Below are 19,328 nucleotides of genomic sequence, written 5' to 3' on the forward strand. Positions count from 1 at the left end.
ACTCCCGCGCCGACCGCGACACCACGCCCCCGCCGGCCAGCACCCGCCGACCCGAATCACCCGCCTGAGTTTTCGGTGTAGCCGGCTTTCTCGACCTGGCCTTCCGCACCCTCACCGCGGCCATCACCTGCCACGAACGACGACGGCCCCACTACGTAAGACACGTTCCAACCGGGCCCTATTGCTGTCCGGTGGAGTCCGGGCACGGCCCCGGCACCGTGCCGCCGCCCGACACTTGACGGGCCGTCAGGCACCGTTCGTCGCCGGGCCCGGCGGCCGGAGGACGACAGGCCCGGCGATGCCACAGCCGGCCGGCACGTGCCGGGCGAACCAGTCGCGGGCCGATCCGTGACCGTCTCCAGGCCCAAAGCCCGGCAAGCAGGTGGCCCGCGCGCCCGGGACGACGCCATGTCGCCGACGCGGGGGAGCCGGGCCCGGCCCGCGTGGGTGAGGTCGAGAACCCGGATTTCACGCCATCTCACGGATTTCGAGGTGGGCGCGCACGCCCCGACCGCCCTCAACCAGGGAGGCGACTCGTCGGATTCACGCACCTTGCGCTCATGCCCCGGGCGACCGAGCAAGCACCACCCGTCGAGTCGTTGCTGCGGGTCACGGCGTATCCGGGGATCGTCGCAGCACCATCGATCCGTGGCGATCGGGCGAGAATGGCCGGAGAAACCGGGCACGCTCGGCTTGCTGCGCGTTCAATCCGCCGCCGACTGTCCGAGGGACGTCGAAAATAGTGCCGCCGATTTCCTCCCCATTTACCTGACCGGGGATTTGCACCGTCGGCCTTTCAACAGCGCGCCGACTGCAACAGACCGGACGGCAATGTGAGGCCGATGTGAGGCCGGCCGTCCCGTCGCTTTCGCGGGCGAAGCCGGCGCCTTCCGCCGCCTCTGACCGCCGTTGCCACGTTGTGTGAGATGGCCGAGGTGATGGCGTCGACTTTGCGGCAGGAGCGGTTGGCGGTTGCCCGGGCGCTCGGAGGGGTGGATGCCGTACAGGCCCGGGCCCGGGCAGCCGACCTGGCTCGCGCCACCCGCGTTTTCCGGTCGCCATCCCCGACCGCCGGTGGCAGCGCTCACAGTGCCTCCAGTCGATTGATAGCTGGTCGTTGGGACCGGTGCCGCACGGATGTTCCAACCGCCGGAGTCTCGGATCGCCGGTCCGCTTCGGCCGGTTTCGCACCTACCGCCCGTCAATCGCTACCCGTAGTGTCTGGTCTACGTACAGTGATCATGCGGTCGTGGTTTTCCGGTGATCCCCGTCTTTCCTGGTCGCCGACCGGGGCGACACCACCGTCTCGGTCGCTTGCGCATGCCCGGATTGTCGTTCCACCACCGCCGCCGGCCCGCATCGGGACCTCGGGGGCCGTGGACGTCGTCGAGTGGGAAGGGGTCACCGCGTGGCCATGCTGGTGGAGGAGTTGCGGGCGTTGCTCGCCGAGAACGACGGCGGGGGTGGGCGGCGGGTCGAACTCGCGGGCAAGACGCTGGGACTGTCGCCCGACCCGTTCGAGACGTGGTTCCCCGACGCGGTTCTGCGCCTGGACCGCACCGACGGGGGCGGGGACGGTGACGGCGGCGATCGCGACGACGGTGACGACGCCCCGTTGTTGTGCGCGGGAACCGCCACCACCGCTTGGTCGGACGAACCCGTCCGGCTTCGCGTGGATTTCGAGCACGACAACGGTGTCCTGTCCGGGGTCAGGATCACCGCCGAATACCCGGCACCCGGTGTCGCCGCCCAAGCGCTGGCCCGCCGCCTTGGCGTCGCGTGTCCGACCCTGCCGGACGCGGTGGCCGCCACCGTGGTGACCACGACGCACAACGGGCTCGATCCCGTGTTGTCCGCCCACGGCCCCGGAGGTCGTGTGGCCGTGCTCGGCGGCGCCCTCCCGCTGTTGGTCGCCCAGTCCCAGGGCTGGCAGGTCCTGGCCGCGGCGAGCGACCTGACGGCTGAACAACTGGCGCGGGCGGGCGAACTCCTCGCCGCGGCCGACGCGGGCCCACCGCCCGCGATCGCGGGCGCCCTGCCCGGCGGGGCCTGGCTCGTGCTTCCGGGGCCGCGCCTGGTCCCGGTACGCCCGGACCGGGTCCGCGCGCCTCGCGACGCGGACCCCGACCGGCGCGACGGTCTCGGCCGTCCGCTTCCCGCCCGTACCGACAAACCGCCCGTCACCAGGCGCGGTTCGGGGCTGCGTCCGCCTGCCCGGGCGATCGCCGGCCCGGACGGTTTCACCGTCCTGGCCCCCGGCGCGTCGCGGCGGGGCACGCTCGGCTGGTCCGACATCGGCGCCCCGACCGGCGACACCGGCATCGATGTCAACTACACGAACCCGCCCGTGCAGATCGCGGGCGCGCTGACCGCGATCAAGTCCGAGGATCCCAAGTACAAGACGATCCTGGGCGGTGTCCTGCTGGTGGACACCGGCGCGTTGCACGGCACGGCGATGGGCGCCTATGTGATCCCTGAGAACGCCTCGGTGGATCCGTCGTTCTTCGCGTTCGGCTCGCTCGGGGCGGAGAAGGGCATCGGGCCGCCGCCGTTCCAGATCCGCGGGATCGCGCTGGGTTTCGGCTGGAACAGTCGGATCCGGATCCCGCGCGTGGAGGACGTGGGCACGTTCCCGTTCGTCGTCGCGCTCGACAACCCCGCCGCGATCGGCGCCGAGGACGCCGACCCGGTGTCCGTGCTGAACTCCCTCGTCGGCGGCACCAGCCCATGGGTGACACCGATGCAGGACGAGTTGTGGGTCGCCGCCGGGTTGGCGTTCAGCGCGTTCGAGCTCATCCAGGGCAACGCCATGGTGATCGTGCAGACGGGCGCGGACTTCACGATCGCGCTGCTGGGGATCGGCGGAACGTCCTTCCCGCGCGACGCGGACCGCAAGTACGCCAAGGCCGAACTCGCCATCGAGGCGGTGATCAAACCCCACAAGGGCGAACTGAGCCTGGGCGCCGCGATCACCCCCAGCTCCTACGTGCTCGACCCCAACTGCCGGCTGCGCGGCGCGGTCGCACTCACCGTCTGGTACGGACCCAGCCCCAACGCGGGTGACTTCGTGTTCACCATGGGCGGTTACCACCCCAGCTACCAGCGGCCCACCCACTACAAGGCGCCCGCGCGGCTGGGGTTCGACTGGGACCTGGCCGGGGCGGTGACGATCTCCGGCAGCGCGTACTTCGCGATCACGCCCTCCGCGGTGATGGCGGGCGGCGGCATCGACGTTCGCTTTCAATCCGGGCCGCTGCGCGCGTGGTTGATCGCCAAGGTCGACGCGCTCGTGCAGTGGAAACCGTTCTACTTCGACGTCGGCATCAGCGTCCGCATCGGTGTCCAGGCCCGCATCAAGATCCTCTTCGTCAAGATCACCATCACCGTCGAGGTCGGGGCAAGCCTGAGAGTGTGGGGCCCGCCCACCGGCGGCGAGGCCACCGTGCACCTGTGGTTCATCTCGTTCACCATCGGCTTCGGCTCCGGCCGTCAGGGCACCGGGAACGAGCTGGACTGGGACCGGTTCAAGGACATGCTGCCCCCGGCCGACAACACCGTCCGCGCCATCCCGGGGGCGGGTCTGATCAGCGACCGCTACATCGCCGCCCGCGGCCAACGCCGTGTCGGCGCGTGGCAGGTGTCCTCGGCCGGGTTCGAGTTCACCACCGATTCGGCCGTCCCGGTCACCCACCTGTTCCTGGGAGACTCCACCACTCCCGCCGAGACCGGCGACCCCCTGGCCATCCGCCCGATGGGCGCCACCGGCCGCACCAGCGTGCAACGCGTGTCCCTGACCTACGACACGGCGCCAGTGGATCTGCCCGAGTGGGGGCGCTCGCGTATCACCGCAAACGTGCCCCGGGCGCTGTGGGGCACCGGGAAACAGGAGAACCTTCCCACTCCGGGCGAACAACTGATCCCCGAACAGCTGATCGGCGCCCGCTTCGCCTCGCCCGCCGCGGAGAACGGCACCTCCACCGGCTACATCAGCGAGAAGGCCATCGAGTTCGACCCGGTCACGCCCGACGGCCCCCTGCCCCTGGACCCGGCGACCGGACCGACCGGACCCATCCCGCAACGCCCCACCGACGGCGGCGTGATCGCCACGATCGCCTCCACCGTCGACGCCGACGATCGGCGCACCGCGCGCACCGCGCTGGCCGCCGCGATGGCCGAGGCCGGCCTGGACCTGGGCCCGCTGGACGCGAACCTGCCCGCCTTCGCCGCCGCCGCGGCGACCGCGTTCACCGCCGAGCCCATGCTCGTGCCCGCCGGCTGAAAGGAGAACCCGCCGTGACCGCGCCGAACCCACAGCACCGCATGCGGCTGTTCGACCACCGCATCCCGTCCCTGTACGCGGGCAAGTACGACCTCACCATCGAACAGGGCATCACCGGCATCGACACCGCCGACCGCCTCCCGACCCGACGCCAACCCTTCGACGTCCGCGAACTACGGTTCTCCATCGCGCCCACCGACGTCCTCGCCTGCTACCCCGCCCCCGGATCCAAGGGCCTCTACAGCCAGGTCCTGCCGCACATCACCATGGACACCCCCGCCGTGCCGTGGTTCCGTCCCCTGGACGGGCACCACAAGAGCGTCCCGTGGATGGCGCTCCTGGTCTTTCGCGAGGGCGAACTCCCCGACGACCCGAACGCCCTGGGCAAGGTCGACGTCATCACCGTGCGCGAACTCCTCGCCGGTACCCACCCGGGCCGCCCGCCGGCGATCCCGCCCGGCGAACTCTTCGACGAGGAATGGGACCTGGCCTGCAACACCATCCTGGTCCCCGGCGCGCTGTTCACCGCGATCGTCCCGCGCCCGGACGAGCTGGGGCTGCTCGCGCATTCGCGCGAGGGCGGACCACCCGACGCCACCCGCGTCGCCGGCACCGACCCCGAACCGCTGGAGGAGGAACTGAACTCGGTCGTGGTCGCCAACCGCTTCCCCGACGTCGACGCCGGCCGGCACGTGGTCCACGTCGTCTCCCTCGACGGCTTCGAACGCTACCTCGGCGGCAGCACCGAATCACCCGGGGACGTGCGCCTGGTGTCGCTGTGGTCGTGGACGTTCGAAACCGAACCCGACACCGGCATCGGCTTCGGCGACCTGGTCCACCACCTCGCCACCGAAGGCCGCGCCGACGACGACCCCCCGGACCTGTTGCTGCGGCTGCCCACCGGCACCGCCCCGTCCTCACGCACCCCCGCTCAACGCGAGGTGGCCGAGCGCCTGGCCACCGGCACGGTCGCACTCCCGCAACGCCTGGAGACCGGGGAGCGCACCCTCGCGTTCCACCGCGGGCCGTTCACCGCAGCGCCCGCGCAACCGCTGCCCGCGCCCGCCGCGCCGCGCCTGGACTCCGCCGACGAGGCGCTGATCTACCTGGAGGAGCACGGCGTCTTCGACACCTCCTACGCCGCCGCGTTCACCCTGGGCCGCAGCCTCGCCCTCGCCGACGCGCAATTTCGCACCGCGCTCCTGGAGTTCCGCAAGGCCGCGCGCAACGCGGCACGACGCATGGTCTTCCACCCGCGTGCGGACGGCCTCGCCGTCACCGCCTCCGACCTGACCCGCAACACCACCCGGGACGCGTTCGACCGCCTCCTGCTCGACGACGGCGGCGCGCGCTTCACCCGCGCACTGCGGCACGCCGGAGCGGACGTGGCCGCCGGACGACGCCGACCGGCCGGCCGCGGCACGCGCCGGACGACGGCGACCGTCACCGACATCCGCGCCTCGCTGAGCAACGCCGACGTACGCGGTGTGCTGCGCGAGGCGCTCGCTCCCGAGCTGAGCCCGGTGGAACAGTGGCTGGACCGGCTGCGCGTGTTGGACATGGTCCCGCTGGAACACCTGGTGCCACTGATGGACATGCTGCTGCCACCCGAGAGCATCCGCTTCTTCCACGTCGACCCCGCCTGGGTGCGCGCCGCGATCGACGGCGCGCTCAGCGTCGGCGTCGGTCACGCCCTGGACCTGGACCTGAACTCCCTCGCCGCTGGAGTCGCCGCGCCCCCGGTCTCGGGCGTGCTGGTGCACTCCGTGTTGATCCCGAACTGGCCCAAGATGGTCGCCGCCGCCTACGACGCGAACGGCGCGGTCGTCGAGCCACTGCGCGAGGCGGTGTACGGAACCGAGGTCAAGGTGTTCCTGTATGCGGGCCCGATCGGCGGCTTCACCCTCGCCGAGCCCCCGCAGGGCCTGCACTTCGGGTTCGGCGACCTGGGCACGATCGAGTTGCGCAAGATCAGCGGGCCGAACATCGGCTACCCGGCGGGCGAGTTCCCGACGGACCCCACCGACGACCGCTTCGGACGGTTCCTGCGGCCCGAGCCGGAGTCGGACGGGTACGACGTCCTCAACATCACCGGGCCCGGCGACGCCCTGCTGCCCGCGCTGTCCGCCGCGCACGGCGGTGCCCCCCTCTCCTCCGCGCAGTTCGCGCTGCAGATGCTCAAGCGACCGCAAGTGCAGATCTTCGACCGTTCCTGAACCCGACCCCGGGGAGCACACCACCCATGTCCACGCTCACCACGCTCGTGGTTCCCGTCGAAGTGGCCGCACTGGCCGTCAACACCCAGACCCGCGACACCGACGGCACCTACGTCTTCCAACGCTGGCAGACCAACTTCCGCATGCTCGAAGAAGAGAACCTCGCCCCCGAACCCGCCCCCTTCGACACCGAACTGTGGCCCGGCGACCGGGAACGGCGCGGGATCTACCTGCAATGGCAACTCCCCGAAGCCCTCACCCGCGGCGCCCACGACGAGAGCGAGGGCATCGGCGACTTCCCGCTCGTGCCCAACCGGTGGCTCGTCGTGCGCTACCGCCCGGGCGGGCGCCAGGTCCGCACCTGGCTCGTGCAAAGCGACCACCTGGGCACCGCCGACGACGGCCCCGACACCGTCGAGGGCACCGTGTCCTTCGCCGACCCGCACTCCGACCGACTGCGCGCCACGCTGATCGGACTGCGACACGACGTCACCGCGACCACGCCGTGGCGCGAACCCGCCGAATCCGCCGAGCCGTTCCTGACCGCGATCGGCCCCGGCCTGACCACGTTCTCCGCGTTCCAGCCCTACAACGAGAACGTCTTCTCCCTCCACGACACCCTCGAGGACCTCGCCGACGAGGGCGCCGACACCCTCAGCTACCACGTCGTCGGCTGGTACTCCAACCCCGGCCGCGACGACATCCTCGCCGGCCGCGACGGCTCCCTCGACGACCTCCTCGAGCGCCTGGAGTGGTCCGCCCCAACCGCCACGAGCACCATCGACCGCACCCTCTACACCGGCAGCGCCCTGAACATCGCCTGGGACCCCGAGGGCACCGTCCCCGAGTCCGACTGCCCCGGGCCGGACGGCATCGCGGTGGCGGTCGGCAACAGCGTCAGCGAGGCGATGGCCGGCCTCCAGGACCACAACGCCGGTCCCAGCGCGCTCGGCGACGACGAGGCCCGCATGTTCCGGGCCTTCGCTCTCGGCACCCTCGACGCGCTGGACCGTTCCGACGGCGCCGGCGACGACATCACAGACCGCACCGCCCACCACGCAGGATTCGGCCCTGTTGCCGGCGGATACACCTGGCGCGTCGTCGACCACGCCGACAGCGATGCCACCACCCGCGTCGCGCTCACCGCCGACCAACGCGCCGCGGAAGATCGCGTGGTGGCCGACCTCAACAAAACGCAGGCCGCCCACGATGCCCTCGCCCGACGCCTGGCCACCGCGCAGGAGCGCTTGTACACCCTGTGGGCCCTGTCACTGGAACCAAAGCAACCGGGCGACTTCGCCGAGGCCATCACCGACGAACTCGAACCCGCCAACCCGGACGGCGCGGCCGGCATCGTCGCGAAACTCGCCGGCGAGTTGGGCGAATTGCGGTCGCGGATGCCGTGGGGCACCACCGCGGACAACCTCGCCGAAAGCGCCCGCGAGTTCGCGGACACCAACGGCCTGGCACGCTCACGCGCCCTGACCCGGGCACCACGGGATCCGTACGAGGCGAGCGCGGACCCGGTCGTCCTGCTCCAGGGCTCCCACCTCAACGCCCCGCTCACCCGCGGCTCGCTGCTGCCGTGCCGCACCACCGACCGCCTCGTCACCGCCATCGGATCGCACAACGCGGGATCGGTGACCACCGACGTCGCCCAGGTCAACACCAGCGGCCTGCCGGCCGAAATCCCCGCCGCACTCACCGAGTTCTTCCTTCTCGCGCGCGCCCGCGCCGCCGCCGGGGACGGCGACCTGGGCGCCGTCACGGGCGCGCTGCCCGAATACGGGACCGGGCCGTGGCGGCAGCCGTGGCAGCCGCTGTACCTGCTGTGGGAAGCCGACTACACCCCCCTCGCCTACCGGGAGGGCGGCGCCGAGCGGTGGCACTTCGACGGCACCCGCTATCGGTGGCGCCGCGAGGAGGGCACACGGATCCCCGAGGCCATCACCATCCAGGGCCGCCAGACCCTCGCTCCCACCGCCGGTCACGAAACCGAGGGTCACCTCGCCTCCTACGCAGCCCACCGCGGCGACCTGCCCGCCGACGTCATCGCCCGGTTGCGTGAGGAAGCGCGTACGGAGGATTTGTTGTCGCAGTGTCTGGACGGGCTGGGCGCCGCGCTGAACCAGCGCGACCCGAGCGTGTCACCGCAGCCGGACGGGGACCTGGGCACCCTGATCGGGGACACCTCGGCGATGCCACCGGTCCCGGGAAAGGCCCCGGAGTTCCCGTGGCAAAAACCAGAGGACTCGCGCTTCCACGAACTGCGCGCCGGACAGATCGCGTTCACGGGACTGTCGGTGGTGGACCGGTTCGGGCGCGCGGTCAACCTGATCTCCGACCCGCTGCACTTCGAGCCGGTCCTGCCCACCACGATGGTCCCCGACTTCCCGGTCGAGGAACTGGCCGCCAAGCGGTTCGCGGAACTGTCCCCCCGCCTGCTCCAACCCGCCCGCCTGCGCTTCGACTTCCTCGACGCCACCCGCGACGAACAGGTCGACATCACCCCCGGCACCAACCCGGTGTGCGCGTGGCTCACCCACAACCGACTCGACCGCACCCTGGTCTGCTTCGACCCCGCAGGCGTCGCCCTGGGCGAACTGCGCACGATCAAAACCGCCCAGGGCCCGCGGATCGTACACTGGGCCAACCTCCCGGGGTCCACGATCACCTCCCTGCCGGAACTGGCCGCGATCTCCCCCCACACCGCGCGGTTCCTCACAGCGATCGAGGACGGCGGACCCGACGTCCTGGACGCGGTGCGGGCCACGCTGGACGAGGCGTTGGCGTCGATCGACCCGGACGGACCCGAGGACCCCGGCCTCGGGTTCCTCCTCGGGCGCCCCCTCGCACTGGTCCGGGCACGACTGGACCTGGAACTGCACGGCCCGGCCCGGCGCTCCATCGCCTGGTCCCAGGTCCTCGCGCCGGACGAACCGGAACTGCCCACCTACGATTGGACGATCCGCCTGGGCGAGGCCACCCACACCGACGACGGCCTGGTCGGCTACGTCCTCGACGACGACTACACCCACTTCGACACCGTCGTCCCACCCAAGGGCGCCTCGAACGGCTACCTGCGGTGGATCGACGACGGCTCCCGACTGCGACTGTCCTTCGGCGGCGACAGCAGCGCCGTCGCCACCCTCCTCGTCGACCCCCGCGCGGCCGTCCACGCCACCACCGACATCCTCCCCGTCGGCACCCTGCACGTCCCGCAGGACTTCACCGCACAGGCACTCGCCCGCATGTCGGTGAGCTTCCGCACCGGACCGATGCTCGCATCCGTCGTGGACGGCGCCGCGATCATGCCGCACCCGGCCACGGCCACCGGCTCCTGGTCGTGGGCCCAAGCGGCCGGCGACACGTGGGAAAAGCTCCCGATCACCGTGCCCGACCCCACGGGCATGCCCGCCGGGGCCGCGCAGATCCGGTCGGGATTCATGGTCTTGGACGACGCCGCCATGGCGACGCGAACGAATGGGGAAGACGCATGAGCCTGGTCCTCCAATCCGTGGCCGCCTCGCCCGGTGACGGAAGCGACCCCGAGGCAGCCGCGGCGGGAACGGTCCTGGTCTACGAACCGACCACCCTCCCTGATCCCGTACGCGTGTCACCCGCAGAAGGAGCGGTCGAACGCGCCAACCTGGTCTTCGTCGGCAGCCGACACCTGGGCTCGGGCATCGAAGCGAACAAACTCACCGCGTACATCCCCACCGGCACCGCCTCCGCCGAACTGGCCCTGGACCTGACCGGGATCACCGCGCAGACCAGCCTGCCCGGCTGGACCGCGACCAGCGATCCCGCAGGCCAACGCATCGTGTTCGCCCCGCCCTCGGGCGTCGCGACGATCGAACCCGGCCAGGGCCTCACCATCCAACTCGACGGCATCCGGATCAACCGCGTCGTCGGCAGCGCCCCCGTCATCCTGGAACTCTCCTACCGCACGGTGGGAACTTCAGCATGGAAGACCGACCGGACAACGTTCGGCATCGGCAAGTTCCCCGCCGACTTCTACCTCCGCGAATTGACCGCCGAGCCCAGGGTCGTGGGCAACGGCGGCACGGTCAAACTCACGTGGGAGGCGTCCGCAGGGGCCACCTACAAGCTCCTCTACGGCGGCGCCGCCGAGATCGACGTCACCGCCGTACGCACCTACGACGTCCCCAACGTCAGGGCGAGCACGATGTTCTACCTGCGTGGCACCACCCAGTCCGGCAACAACCCCGTCGAACGAACCCTCAGTACCGGCGTGACAGTCGACGAGCCCGATCTGGTCGTGCGCACCCTTACCGTCCGCGACACCATCACCGCAGACGGGGCAGTCACCGTCGGCGGAACCCTCACAGGCAACGGCCCCGTGGATCTCTTCCGTGGAGGACAGTCGCTGAGATACATGCCGGGCAAGAACTACACATTCACCGCACCGACCTCGGGCTTCCTGATGGGGAAGATCACCACCGTCGGCAGCGTCAGCTCGTCGACGTTGACGCTGCGAACGGTTCTCGGCGAGGAAACCCACATCGCCCAAGTACATGCGGCTGCCGCCGGAGCCGACGGCAGCAACACGGCGAGTCTGCCCGTGGTCAAGGGAACCGAGTGCGCGTACTGGGTGAAAATCCGAGAAGGCGGCATCTCGCCCAGCTTTCGCTGGGTCCCCTTGGGCGAGGCCGGCCGCGTGACGCCGAGCGAGCACTGGGGGACCCCCACGACCGAGGAGTCCACCAAAGCCGACACCCCCCAGGAAGAACTTGCGGAGTGAACGCGGACAGGCAACCAAACCGCCGGGCCCGTGGCCCGAACCCGCTGGGCACTGCCATCACGTGACCGGCTGCGGGTCCGTCTCGTGCGTGCGGCTCGCGCCGCGCGTCGAGACGGACCCGATACTGCCCCGGCGCCCGACCTGCGCAACAGCGTCGATCGCCATGCCCCAACCCGCAGGGCATGCTCGGCGCCGCGGCCGTGATCCGGAGCCGGGTCGGCGCTTTCATCATCCGCACGGTATTACACGGGTTGCCCGATTCCGGTCCGTGGCCACCGGCATGCGCGCAAGGAGCCCGGAGATCCGGTCGGGATTCATGGTCTTGGACGACGCCTCCTCGGCGACGCGAACGAAAGGAGACAGCACATGAGTGTGATCCTGCAAACGGTGGCCGGGTCCCCGGGCGACGACAGCGACCCCGAGGCGGCCGGGGTCGGGACGGTCCTGGTCTACGAGCTGACCACCGAACCCGACCCGCTACGCGTGTCACCCGCGGAAGGCACCGTCGAACGCGCCAACCTGGTCATCGTGGGCAGCCGCCACTCGGACTCGGGCATCGAAACCCGCAAACTCACCGTGTACATCCCCACCGGCACCGCGTCCGCCGAACTCGCCTTGGACCTGACGGGAATCGCCGCACAGACCAGCCTCCCCGGCTGGACCGCCACCAGCGACCCCGCAGGCCAACGCATCGTGTTCGCCCCACCGTCCGGCACAGCGACGATCGAGCCCGGCCAAGGTGTCACGATCCAACTCGGCGGCATCCGCATCAACCGCGTCGTCGGCAGCGCACCCGTCATCCTCGAACTCGAATACCGCGCCGTGGGCACCTCCGCGTGGAAGACCGACCGCACCACACTGGGCGTGGGCAAGTTCCCCCACGGCTTCTACCTGCGCAACCTCCGCGTGGACCCGCTCGTCGTGGACAACGGCGGCACCGCCACCCTCGAATGGGAGGCGTCCGAAGGCGCGACCTACAAACTCCTCTACGGCAACGCCGAGATCGACGTCACCAACCGCCGCGAGTACCCGGTCACCAACATCCGCCAGAGCACCATGTTCTACTTGCGCGCCATCGCCCAGGGCGGCAACGACAACGTCGAACGCACCCTCAACGTCAACGTGACGGTCAACAAACCCGACATGGTCGTCCGCAACCTCACCATCGAAGGGCACCTCCAAGCCACCGGCCCCGTCCAACTGTTCACGGCCCCACAGGAGATCGACGTCTCCTCGCCCTTCACCGCGACAGCGCCCAGCGACGGAATCCTCTGGGCCTACGTGTCCCGCGGCAAGGTGCGGCTGTACATCGGGCCGGATTCCACGGCCAGACGCGGTTTGCTGGTGGCCGGCCAATACAACACCGACTACGGCGATCAAAAGCGAGTGGCCTTCCCCGTCCGCAAGGGTGAGAGCGTGGCCCTCTCCCTGGAGGGAGGCGACGGCACCTTCTTCTGGTTCTCGTTCGGCGGACTTCCCCTCGTGTGACCCGGGAACGCGTCCTCGCTCCTGCCCGGTTCGTGAGGCATGGTCTTCCCCTCGGTCCGGTCTTCTGCCATGCGCCGAGGGCAGGGCCACGGCGCGCACGAACTCCGTGCGCGCCGGGCGGTACCTCGCGGCCGGACCGTCCGGCGCTGTGGATCGGTCCTTGTCGCCGTCGTCCTGGCCGGAGCGGGCCTTTTTCCCGGAGCTTCGCGGCGGAGCGTTCGGCGGCCTTGCGGGCGCTCTTGCTGCCGCGCGGGACGTAGCGCGTAGAACGGTGACGCTGGAGTGGCCGAGCAGGAGCCGGGCGGCGCGCAGGTCGCCGGTGCTGTCGACCTCGTTGAAGGCAGCTCCGTGGCGCAGAGCGTGCAGCTTGATCGGCGGCAGGTCGAACTCGGCCACCAAGCGGTTGAACCCCTTGGTCACCGAGCCCGGAGCCGGCGCGCGGACCTGCGCAATGTGCCAGGAGCCGCTGCCTTCGGGCTCGGCGCCGCGGCGCCGTGCTGCTCGACCGCATGCAAGCGGTGCCCCGCCGGCCGCCTTCGGCTTGTTCCCGCTCCCTGTGACCGTCGTGGCCACATGACTCCCCGCCGAAGCCGGCCCGCATGCGGCCGTACCCTCACACGGATTCCGCGGCACCCGAGCACCACCCTGACTGCGCACGACAGAGCCGATGATTCGTCTGATTCACGAACCTCGCACTCACGCACTCGGCACCCGGGCGCGCGCTGCCCGCCGGGCCGTTCCCGCAGGTCACGGCGTGTCCGGGGATACTCGCAGCATGTTCGATCGGTTACCGGTACTCTGCCGGTGGGCAAAACGCGGATCACCGCCGGCGCCCAACCGGGCCGTTAGCTCAATTGGCAGAGCAGCGGACTTTTAATCCGCGGGTTCAGGGTTCGATCCCCTGACGGCCCACCGCGCTTGACGACTTTGCCGCTGGTCACCGGCCTACGGGCCCCAGGAGTGATCCTGCGCACCCGGGGGCCGCGGACACACGACGTACGCATCTCCCTGGGCCGCACCCACGAGGTGAGCACCCCTCACACTCCTCCGGAACCAAGGGCACACTCGTGTCACCGAGGCCGAGCGCAGCGGAACGGGCCCGCACAGCCACGTCACGCACCGCCGGCGCCCTCGGTAATGGTGGGCTCCGGGGCACTCTCGGCGAGCATGGTGTCGGCCGTCCACAGGTCGCCACAGAGCATGCGCGGCGCAAACGAGCAATGGGCCCCGACCACCGGTCGGGGCCCAGCGCTCACGCACGCCTTGTCATGCTCGGCTCACACCAGAGCGTCCACCTTTACCGCAGGTCCGTCCGACCCGCCCAACGCGTCCGACCCGTCCGACTCCGCCGATTCCGTGGCGCCCTTCGCCTGTCGCCTCGGCAGCAGTTGCACCAGGGCTGCGACCGCCGCGCAGAAGGCGGTGAGCAGCCACAGGCCGTTCACGAAGGCGTCGCCGAAGGTGTCGGCCGTCGGGGCGTTGCCCAGCGTGCCGTAGAAGACGATGCCGACCAGGGCCACCCCGAGTGCGCCGCCCACCTGCTGGGCCGTGGAGAGCAGACCCGCGGCCGAGCCGGCGTGCCTGGCCTTGATCCCGGCCAGTACCGTCGCCGCCATCGGACCCATCACCAGGCCCATGCCGAACCCGGTCAGCGCAAGCCCCGGGATCAGTGCCAACGTCGCGTGGGTGGCGGACAGCGTCTCCACCAGCACCACGTGCCCCAGGCCCTGTACCAGCGCGCCCACCGCCAGCACCTGTCGGCCCAGCTTCGCCGCGATCTGCCCCGAGATCGCCGAGGACAGGAAGTACCCGACTCCCAGCGCGATGAACAGCAGCCCCGAGTCGAGCGCCGACATCCCGTGACCCATCTGCAGGTAGAGCGCCAGGATCAGGAAGAAGGCCGCGTTCACCAGGCCGTACACCAGCGCCATCGTGATGCCGACCGAGAACGGCCGCTCGCGGAAGAGCACCGGGTCCACCAGCGGCGCACCGCCGCCCCGGCCCAGCCGGCGCTGGTACAGCGTGAACGCGCCGAGCAGCAGCGGAGCGACCCCGAGGGACAACCACGTCCACAGCGGCCAGCCCTGCTCGCGGCCCTGGACCAGCGGCAACACCACGGCGACCAGGCCGAGCGTGATCAGCGCGGTACCCACCAGGTCGAGCCGGGTACTGCCCTCGCCCCGGCTTTCCGGCACCAGCCGCGGGGTCAGCGCCAGGGCGACCAAGCCGACCGGGACGTTGATCCAGTAGATGCTGCGCCAGTCGAGCCCGAACAGGTCGGCCTGGATCAGCGCGCCGCCGATGAGCTGACCGAAGACTCCCGCGAAGCCCATCGCGAGTCCGTACGCGGTGAACGCCTTGACCCGCTGCTCGCCGACGTACAGCACGTTGATGATCCCGAGCACCTGCGGCATCAACAGTGCTGCCGCCGCACCTTGCAGGACCCGGGCGGTAATCAGCATCTCCGCGTTCCCGGCCAGCCCACAACCCGCGGAGGCGAGGGTGAACAGCCCCAGGCCGATCGCGAACATCCGCCGCCTGCCGTAGATGTCCCCGAGCCGGCCGGCCGTGATCAGTCCGGCGGCGACCGCGAGGCCGAAGCCCGCGACCACCCATTGGATCGCGGCCGGAGTCGCGTGCAGATCCTCCTGGGTGGCCGGGATGGCGACGTTGACGATGAAGAAGTCCAGCGTGGTGATGAAGATTCCGGCGAGCAGGACCAGCAGGGCACCCCACGACTGCCGGGGCGTCGATGCCTCTGCTGCGGGAGCCGTGGCCGTCGTGGCGGCGGACATGGATGTTCCTTCCGTTCCGGGCGAACGCGCCGAACGGCGCGCGAGGGGGTCGAGACACGAGAAGTCGAGGCGCGAAAAGTCGAGGCGCGAGCGCCGTCGAGACGCAAGAAGTCGCGGCGCGGGAAGAGGCGCACGCCACGACGCGAAATCCAGATGAGCAGGAGGAGAGAGAAGAAAGAGAGAAGAAAAGGAAGAAGGAGGGCGTGAAACCCGTCACCGCGAGGACACCGGGGGCCGGACGCTGCCGTGGCCCGGCCCCGAATCCGTCGAGCGGTTACCTCACCGGGTCACAGGCCGGCCGGAACCTTGTCCAGGAAGCCGCTGACCAGGGCGATCCGGCCGTCCTCGGCGACCAGGATCACGTCGAAGCCGACCGCGATGGCCTCCTCGCCCGCCGGGCCGAGGTTCCACGTGAAACGTGCCGTGTCGTGGTGGCCGTCGACCGCGCCGCCGAGCGTGAACACGAGCCCCGCGAACTGCCCCTGCACCGCGCCCAGCGTGGCGTCGATCGCGTCGTGGCCCTCGGCCGCCACCAGCGGGTCGACGTACCGGGCGTCCTCGGTGTAGACCTCTTCGACCAGCTTGCGGCGCGCGGCCGGGTCGACCTCGTTCCAGGTGGCGATGTAGCGCTCGGCCAGGGCGGTGAAGTCGATGTTCGTGGTCATGGTGACCGTCCTTGTGTTTCCTCCGGGCTTCCGGCTGTTCCGGCGAGCTCCGTTGCCCATGAACTTACGGAGCCCCGTACCGACGGGAATCAGTCCCGCATAGGTACTTTGGCGCAGGAGAGATCAGTACCGACGGCCAGTACGGGGCCGACGCCGGCGTCGGCACCGAGGATCGGCGCGAGGGACCGGCACGAAGGACCAGCACCAGAGATCGACACCGGAAGATCGGTGGACATGGGGGACGGCAAGGCATGTTGTACGGACGAGACACCGAACTCGGAACCATCGAGCGCCTGCTCGCCGATGCCCGGGACGGCCGCAGCGGCGTGCTCGTCGTGCGCGGCGAACCCGGCATCGGCAAGACCGCGCTCCTGGAGCACGTGCTCGCCGGTACGGACATGCGCACGATCCGGGGCACCGGGGTCGAATACGAGGCCGAACTCCCCTACGCCGGGCTGAGCCTGCTGCTCCGCCCGGCCCTGGGACACCTGGACCGGCTGCCCGACCCGCAGCGGCAGGCCCTGGCGGCTGCCTTCGGGCTCGCCGCGGGCGGGCGCTCCGAGCCGATGTTCGTCGGCCTTGCGGTGTTGTCGTTGTTGTCCGAGTACGCCGGCGACGGGCCGCTCCTGTGCGTCGTGGACGACGCGCAGTGGCTGGACCGGGCCTCCCGCGACGCACTCGTGTTCGCCGCCCGCCGGTTGTACGCCGAGGGCATCGCGCTGATCTTCGCCGCCCGCGAGGACCGGCACGCCTTCCCGGTTCAGGGCCTGCCCGAACTGTCGTTGGCGGCGCTCCGGCCCGAGCACGCGAGCGCGCTCCTCGACGAGCACGCCCGGGACATGTCCGCGACCACCCGCTACCGCGTGCTCGTCGAGTCCCGGGGCAACCCGCTCGCCCTGATCGAACTGCCGGTCTCGCTCGCGGGCGAACGGTCCGGCGACACCCTGCGTCCGGGGGCCCTGCCGCTCACCAGTCGGCTACAGCTCGCCTTTCACGGCCAGATCACCCGGCTCCACGAGCGGACCGGGATGTTGTTGCTGTTGGCCGCGAGCGACGACTCCGGCGAGTTGGGCATCCTGCTCCGGGCCGGTGCCGGGTTCGGCGCAGGTCCCGCGGATCTGGCCGCCGCGGAGGAGGCGTCGCTGATCGTCGTCGAGGACGACCGGCTGCGCTTTCGGCACCCGCTGATCCGGGCCGCGGTCCAGCAGGGCGCGCCGATCGACCGCCGGCTCGCCGCACACCGCGCGCTGGCCGACGCGTTCGACGCGCCCGACCACGCGGATCGGCGCGCCTGGCATCTGGCCGCCGCCGCGACCGGCGTCGACGAGCCGGCCGCGACCGCCCTGGAGAGCACCGGCGAACGGGCCCGCGAGCGCAGCGGCCACCTCGCCGCCGCGCTGGCCTACGAGAAGGCCGCGCGGCTGAGCGAGGACGTCGGGGCGCGCACCCGCCGCCTCGTACTCGCCGCCGAAGCCGCCTCCGAGGCGGGCGAGTTGGACCGGGCCCGCACCTTCGCCGAGCGGGCCCAGTCGACCGCGATCGACGACGCGATCCGGGCCCGGCTGCTGCATGTGCGTGCGCTGTCCGATTTCTGGCAGGGCGGGTTCGTCAACGCGCACGAGTTGTTGCTCCGGGGCGCCGCGCTCACCGCCACCGGCCGACCCGAACGCGCGGCGCGCATGCTGCTCCAGTCCATGCACACCGCGTGGTACCTGGGTGAGACCGAACTCGATTCCACCATGCGGGAGTTGGCCGCACTGGATCTGCCGCCGACAGCCTCCGTGACCCCGGTCGTCGAGTTCATGATCGCCGCATTCCCGCCGAAGCCGGACTCCGCGCACCCGGGCACCGCGCACCCGGGCACCGAGAACCCCGACGCCGAGCACCCGGGCACCGAAAGCCCCGACTCCGAGCACGCGCCGAACGAACACCCTGCGTACGAACACCCGGCCGCCGAGCGCCCGAACCTGGGCGACCTGATCCGAGTCGCGCCCCGAACCGGCAACGAAGAACAGCGCGACCTGCTGCTGGCCTGCGGCGTCGGACTGGCCCTGGGCCAGGACGCGGACGCGCACCACATCGCGTCGCTCTTCGCCCGCGACAGCCGACTGCACGGTGGGATCGGCCGATTGCCGACGATCCTGTTCTTCGTGGCCGAGGCGGAGATCTTCGAGAGCCGCCACACCGACGCGTTGGCCACCGCGTCCGAGGGCCTGCGGATCGCGCAGGACAGTGGGCAGCAGCAGTGGATCAGCCAGTTCGAGAGCGTACTGGCCTACCTGGCGGGCATCGCGGGCGACGAGGAGGCCGCCCATCGGCACGCCGACGCGGCACTGGCCGGCGGCGTGGGCAGCGCGATGCCGGCCGGCGCGCCGTGGTCCGCGTGGGCACTGGGGCTGCTGGATCTGGGCCTGGGCCGCCCCGAGTCGGCGCTGAACCGGCTGGAGCGGCTGGCTCGGGAGCCGCTGCGGCATCACATCAGCGCGACCCGCTCGATCCCCGACCTGGTCGAGGCGGCGGTCCGCTTCGGCGCCCCCGAACGGGCGCGGGAGCCGCTGGCCCGCTTCGAGCAGTGGGCCGAGCGAGCCGAGCAACGCTGGGCCGACGCGCTGGTGTTGCGCTGCCACGCGCTGTTGGCGAACGACGACGCGGCCGAGGAGTTGTGGCTCGCCGCGCTGGCCCGACACGAGAGCGAGCGCCGGCCGCTGGAGCGGGCCCGGACCGGACTGCTGTACGGGGAGTGGCTGCGTCGACTGCGCCGCAAGACCGACGCGCGCGACCGGCTGCGCACCGCGCTGGAGGAGTTCGACCGCCTCGACGCCCGGTCCTGGGCGGATCGTGCCCGTACCGAGCTGGGCGCGATCGGCGGCAGCGCGACGCCCCAGGGCCCGCAGCCCGCCGGTGTGCTCGCGCTGCTCACCCCGCAGGAGCTACAGATCACCCGGCTCGCGGCGCAAGGGTTGTCCAACCGGGACATCGCGGCCCAGCTGTTCCTCAGCCCGCGCACGGTCGGCCATCACCTCTACAAGGCCTATCCCAAGCTCGGCATCGTCTCGCGCACCGAACTGACCGCGATCCCGGAACTGGCCGCGCTCACCGGTTGACCCGAAACCACCCCTG

Annotated in this window: 8 protein-coding genes and 1 tRNA gene; 7 read left to right on the plus strand and 2 right to left on the minus strand. The window is 71.0% G+C overall.

Translation table 11 applies throughout. The features are described from left to right. Nucleotides 1–1,414: 1,414 nt before the first annotated feature. The 6 genes from ACFZBU_RS42515 to ACFZBU_RS42540 all read left to right on the plus strand — a co-directional run bounded on the left by ACFZBU_RS42515 (nt 1,415) and on the right by ACFZBU_RS42540 (nt 13,660). Nucleotides 1,415–4,279, plus strand: a complete 2,865-nt coding sequence (locus ACFZBU_RS42515) for a DUF6603 domain-containing protein (protein ID WP_391589223.1) — start codon at nt 1,415–1,417, stop codon at nt 4,277–4,279. Nucleotides 4,280–4,293: 14 nt separating this feature from the next. Next, entirely contained in the window at nt 4,294–6,495 is a 2,202-nt protein-coding gene (locus ACFZBU_RS42520; protein WP_391589155.1) for a hypothetical protein, read from the plus strand. Between the two features lie 26 nt (nt 6,496–6,521). Continuing rightward, entirely contained in the window at nt 6,522–9,995 is a 3,474-nt protein-coding gene (locus ACFZBU_RS42525; protein WP_391589156.1) for a hypothetical protein, read from the plus strand. After that, nucleotides 9,992–11,260, plus strand: coding sequence for a hypothetical protein (locus tag ACFZBU_RS42530; RefSeq protein ID WP_391589157.1), 1,269 nt, complete (start codon nt 9,992–9,994; stop codon nt 11,258–11,260). Before ACFZBU_RS42525 ends, ACFZBU_RS42530 begins: the two co-directional genes overlap by 4 nt. A gap of 366 nt (nt 11,261–11,626) precedes the next feature. Continuing rightward, a complete protein-coding gene (locus tag ACFZBU_RS42535) occupies nt 11,627–12,748 on the plus strand; it encodes a hypothetical protein (RefSeq protein ID WP_391589158.1) in 1,122 nt (373 codons plus the stop codon). Between the two features lie 839 nt (nt 12,749–13,587). Next, nucleotides 13,588–13,660: transfer RNA gene (locus tag ACFZBU_RS42540), tRNA-Lys, on the plus strand. A gap of 365 nt (nt 13,661–14,025) precedes the next feature. Here ACFZBU_RS42540 and ACFZBU_RS42545 read toward each other — a convergent pair. Together ACFZBU_RS42545 and ACFZBU_RS42550 are read right to left on the minus strand one after the other, a co-directional pair. Continuing rightward, nucleotides 14,026–15,543 (minus strand): MFS transporter, encoded by a 1,518-nt coding sequence (locus tag ACFZBU_RS42545; RefSeq protein ID WP_391589159.1) that lies wholly within the window; start codon nt 15,541–15,543, stop codon nt 14,026–14,028. Nucleotides 15,544–15,830: 287 nt separating this feature from the next. Beyond that, nucleotides 15,831–16,208 (minus strand): nuclear transport factor 2 family protein, encoded by a 378-nt coding sequence (locus tag ACFZBU_RS42550; RefSeq protein WP_391589160.1) that lies wholly within the window; start codon nt 16,206–16,208, stop codon nt 15,831–15,833. A gap of 251 nt (nt 16,209–16,459) precedes the next feature. Between ACFZBU_RS42550 and ACFZBU_RS42555 the strand changes: the two genes are divergently transcribed. Further along, a complete protein-coding gene (locus ACFZBU_RS42555; RefSeq protein WP_391589161.1) occupies nt 16,460–19,312 on the plus strand; it encodes an AAA family ATPase in 2,853 nt (950 codons plus the stop codon). Nucleotides 19,313–19,328 lie beyond the last annotated feature (16 nt).

The organism is Embleya sp. NPDC008237, assembly GCF_042956465.1.
GTDB lineage: Bacteria > Actinomycetota > Actinomycetes > Streptomycetales > Streptomycetaceae > Embleya.

What these genes read in the sequence shown, in the direction of transcription:
- ACFZBU_RS42525 (WP_391589156.1), top strand. Translation starts at nt 6,522, where the DNA reads ATGTCCACGCTCACCACGCTCGTGGTTCCCGTCGAAGTGGCCGCACTG.
- ACFZBU_RS42550 (WP_391589160.1), bottom strand. Translation starts at nt 16,208, where the DNA reads ATGACCACGAACATCGACTTCACCGCCCTGGCCGAGCGCTACATCGCC.
- ACFZBU_RS42535 (WP_391589158.1), top strand. Translation starts at nt 11,627, where the DNA reads ATGAGTGTGATCCTGCAAACGGTGGCCGGGTCCCCGGGCGACGACAGC.
- ACFZBU_RS42545 (WP_391589159.1), bottom strand. Translation starts at nt 15,543, where the DNA reads ATGTCCGCCGCCACGACGGCCACGGCTCCCGCAGCAGAGGCATCGACG.
- ACFZBU_RS42555 (WP_391589161.1), top strand. Translation starts at nt 16,460, where the DNA reads ATGTTGTACGGACGAGACACCGAACTCGGAACCATCGAGCGCCTGCTC.
- ACFZBU_RS42530 (WP_391589157.1), top strand. Translation starts at nt 9,992, where the DNA reads ATGAGCCTGGTCCTCCAATCCGTGGCCGCCTCGCCCGGTGACGGAAGC.
- ACFZBU_RS42515 (WP_391589223.1), top strand. Translation starts at nt 1,415, where the DNA reads ATGCTGGTGGAGGAGTTGCGGGCGTTGCTCGCCGAGAACGACGGCGGG.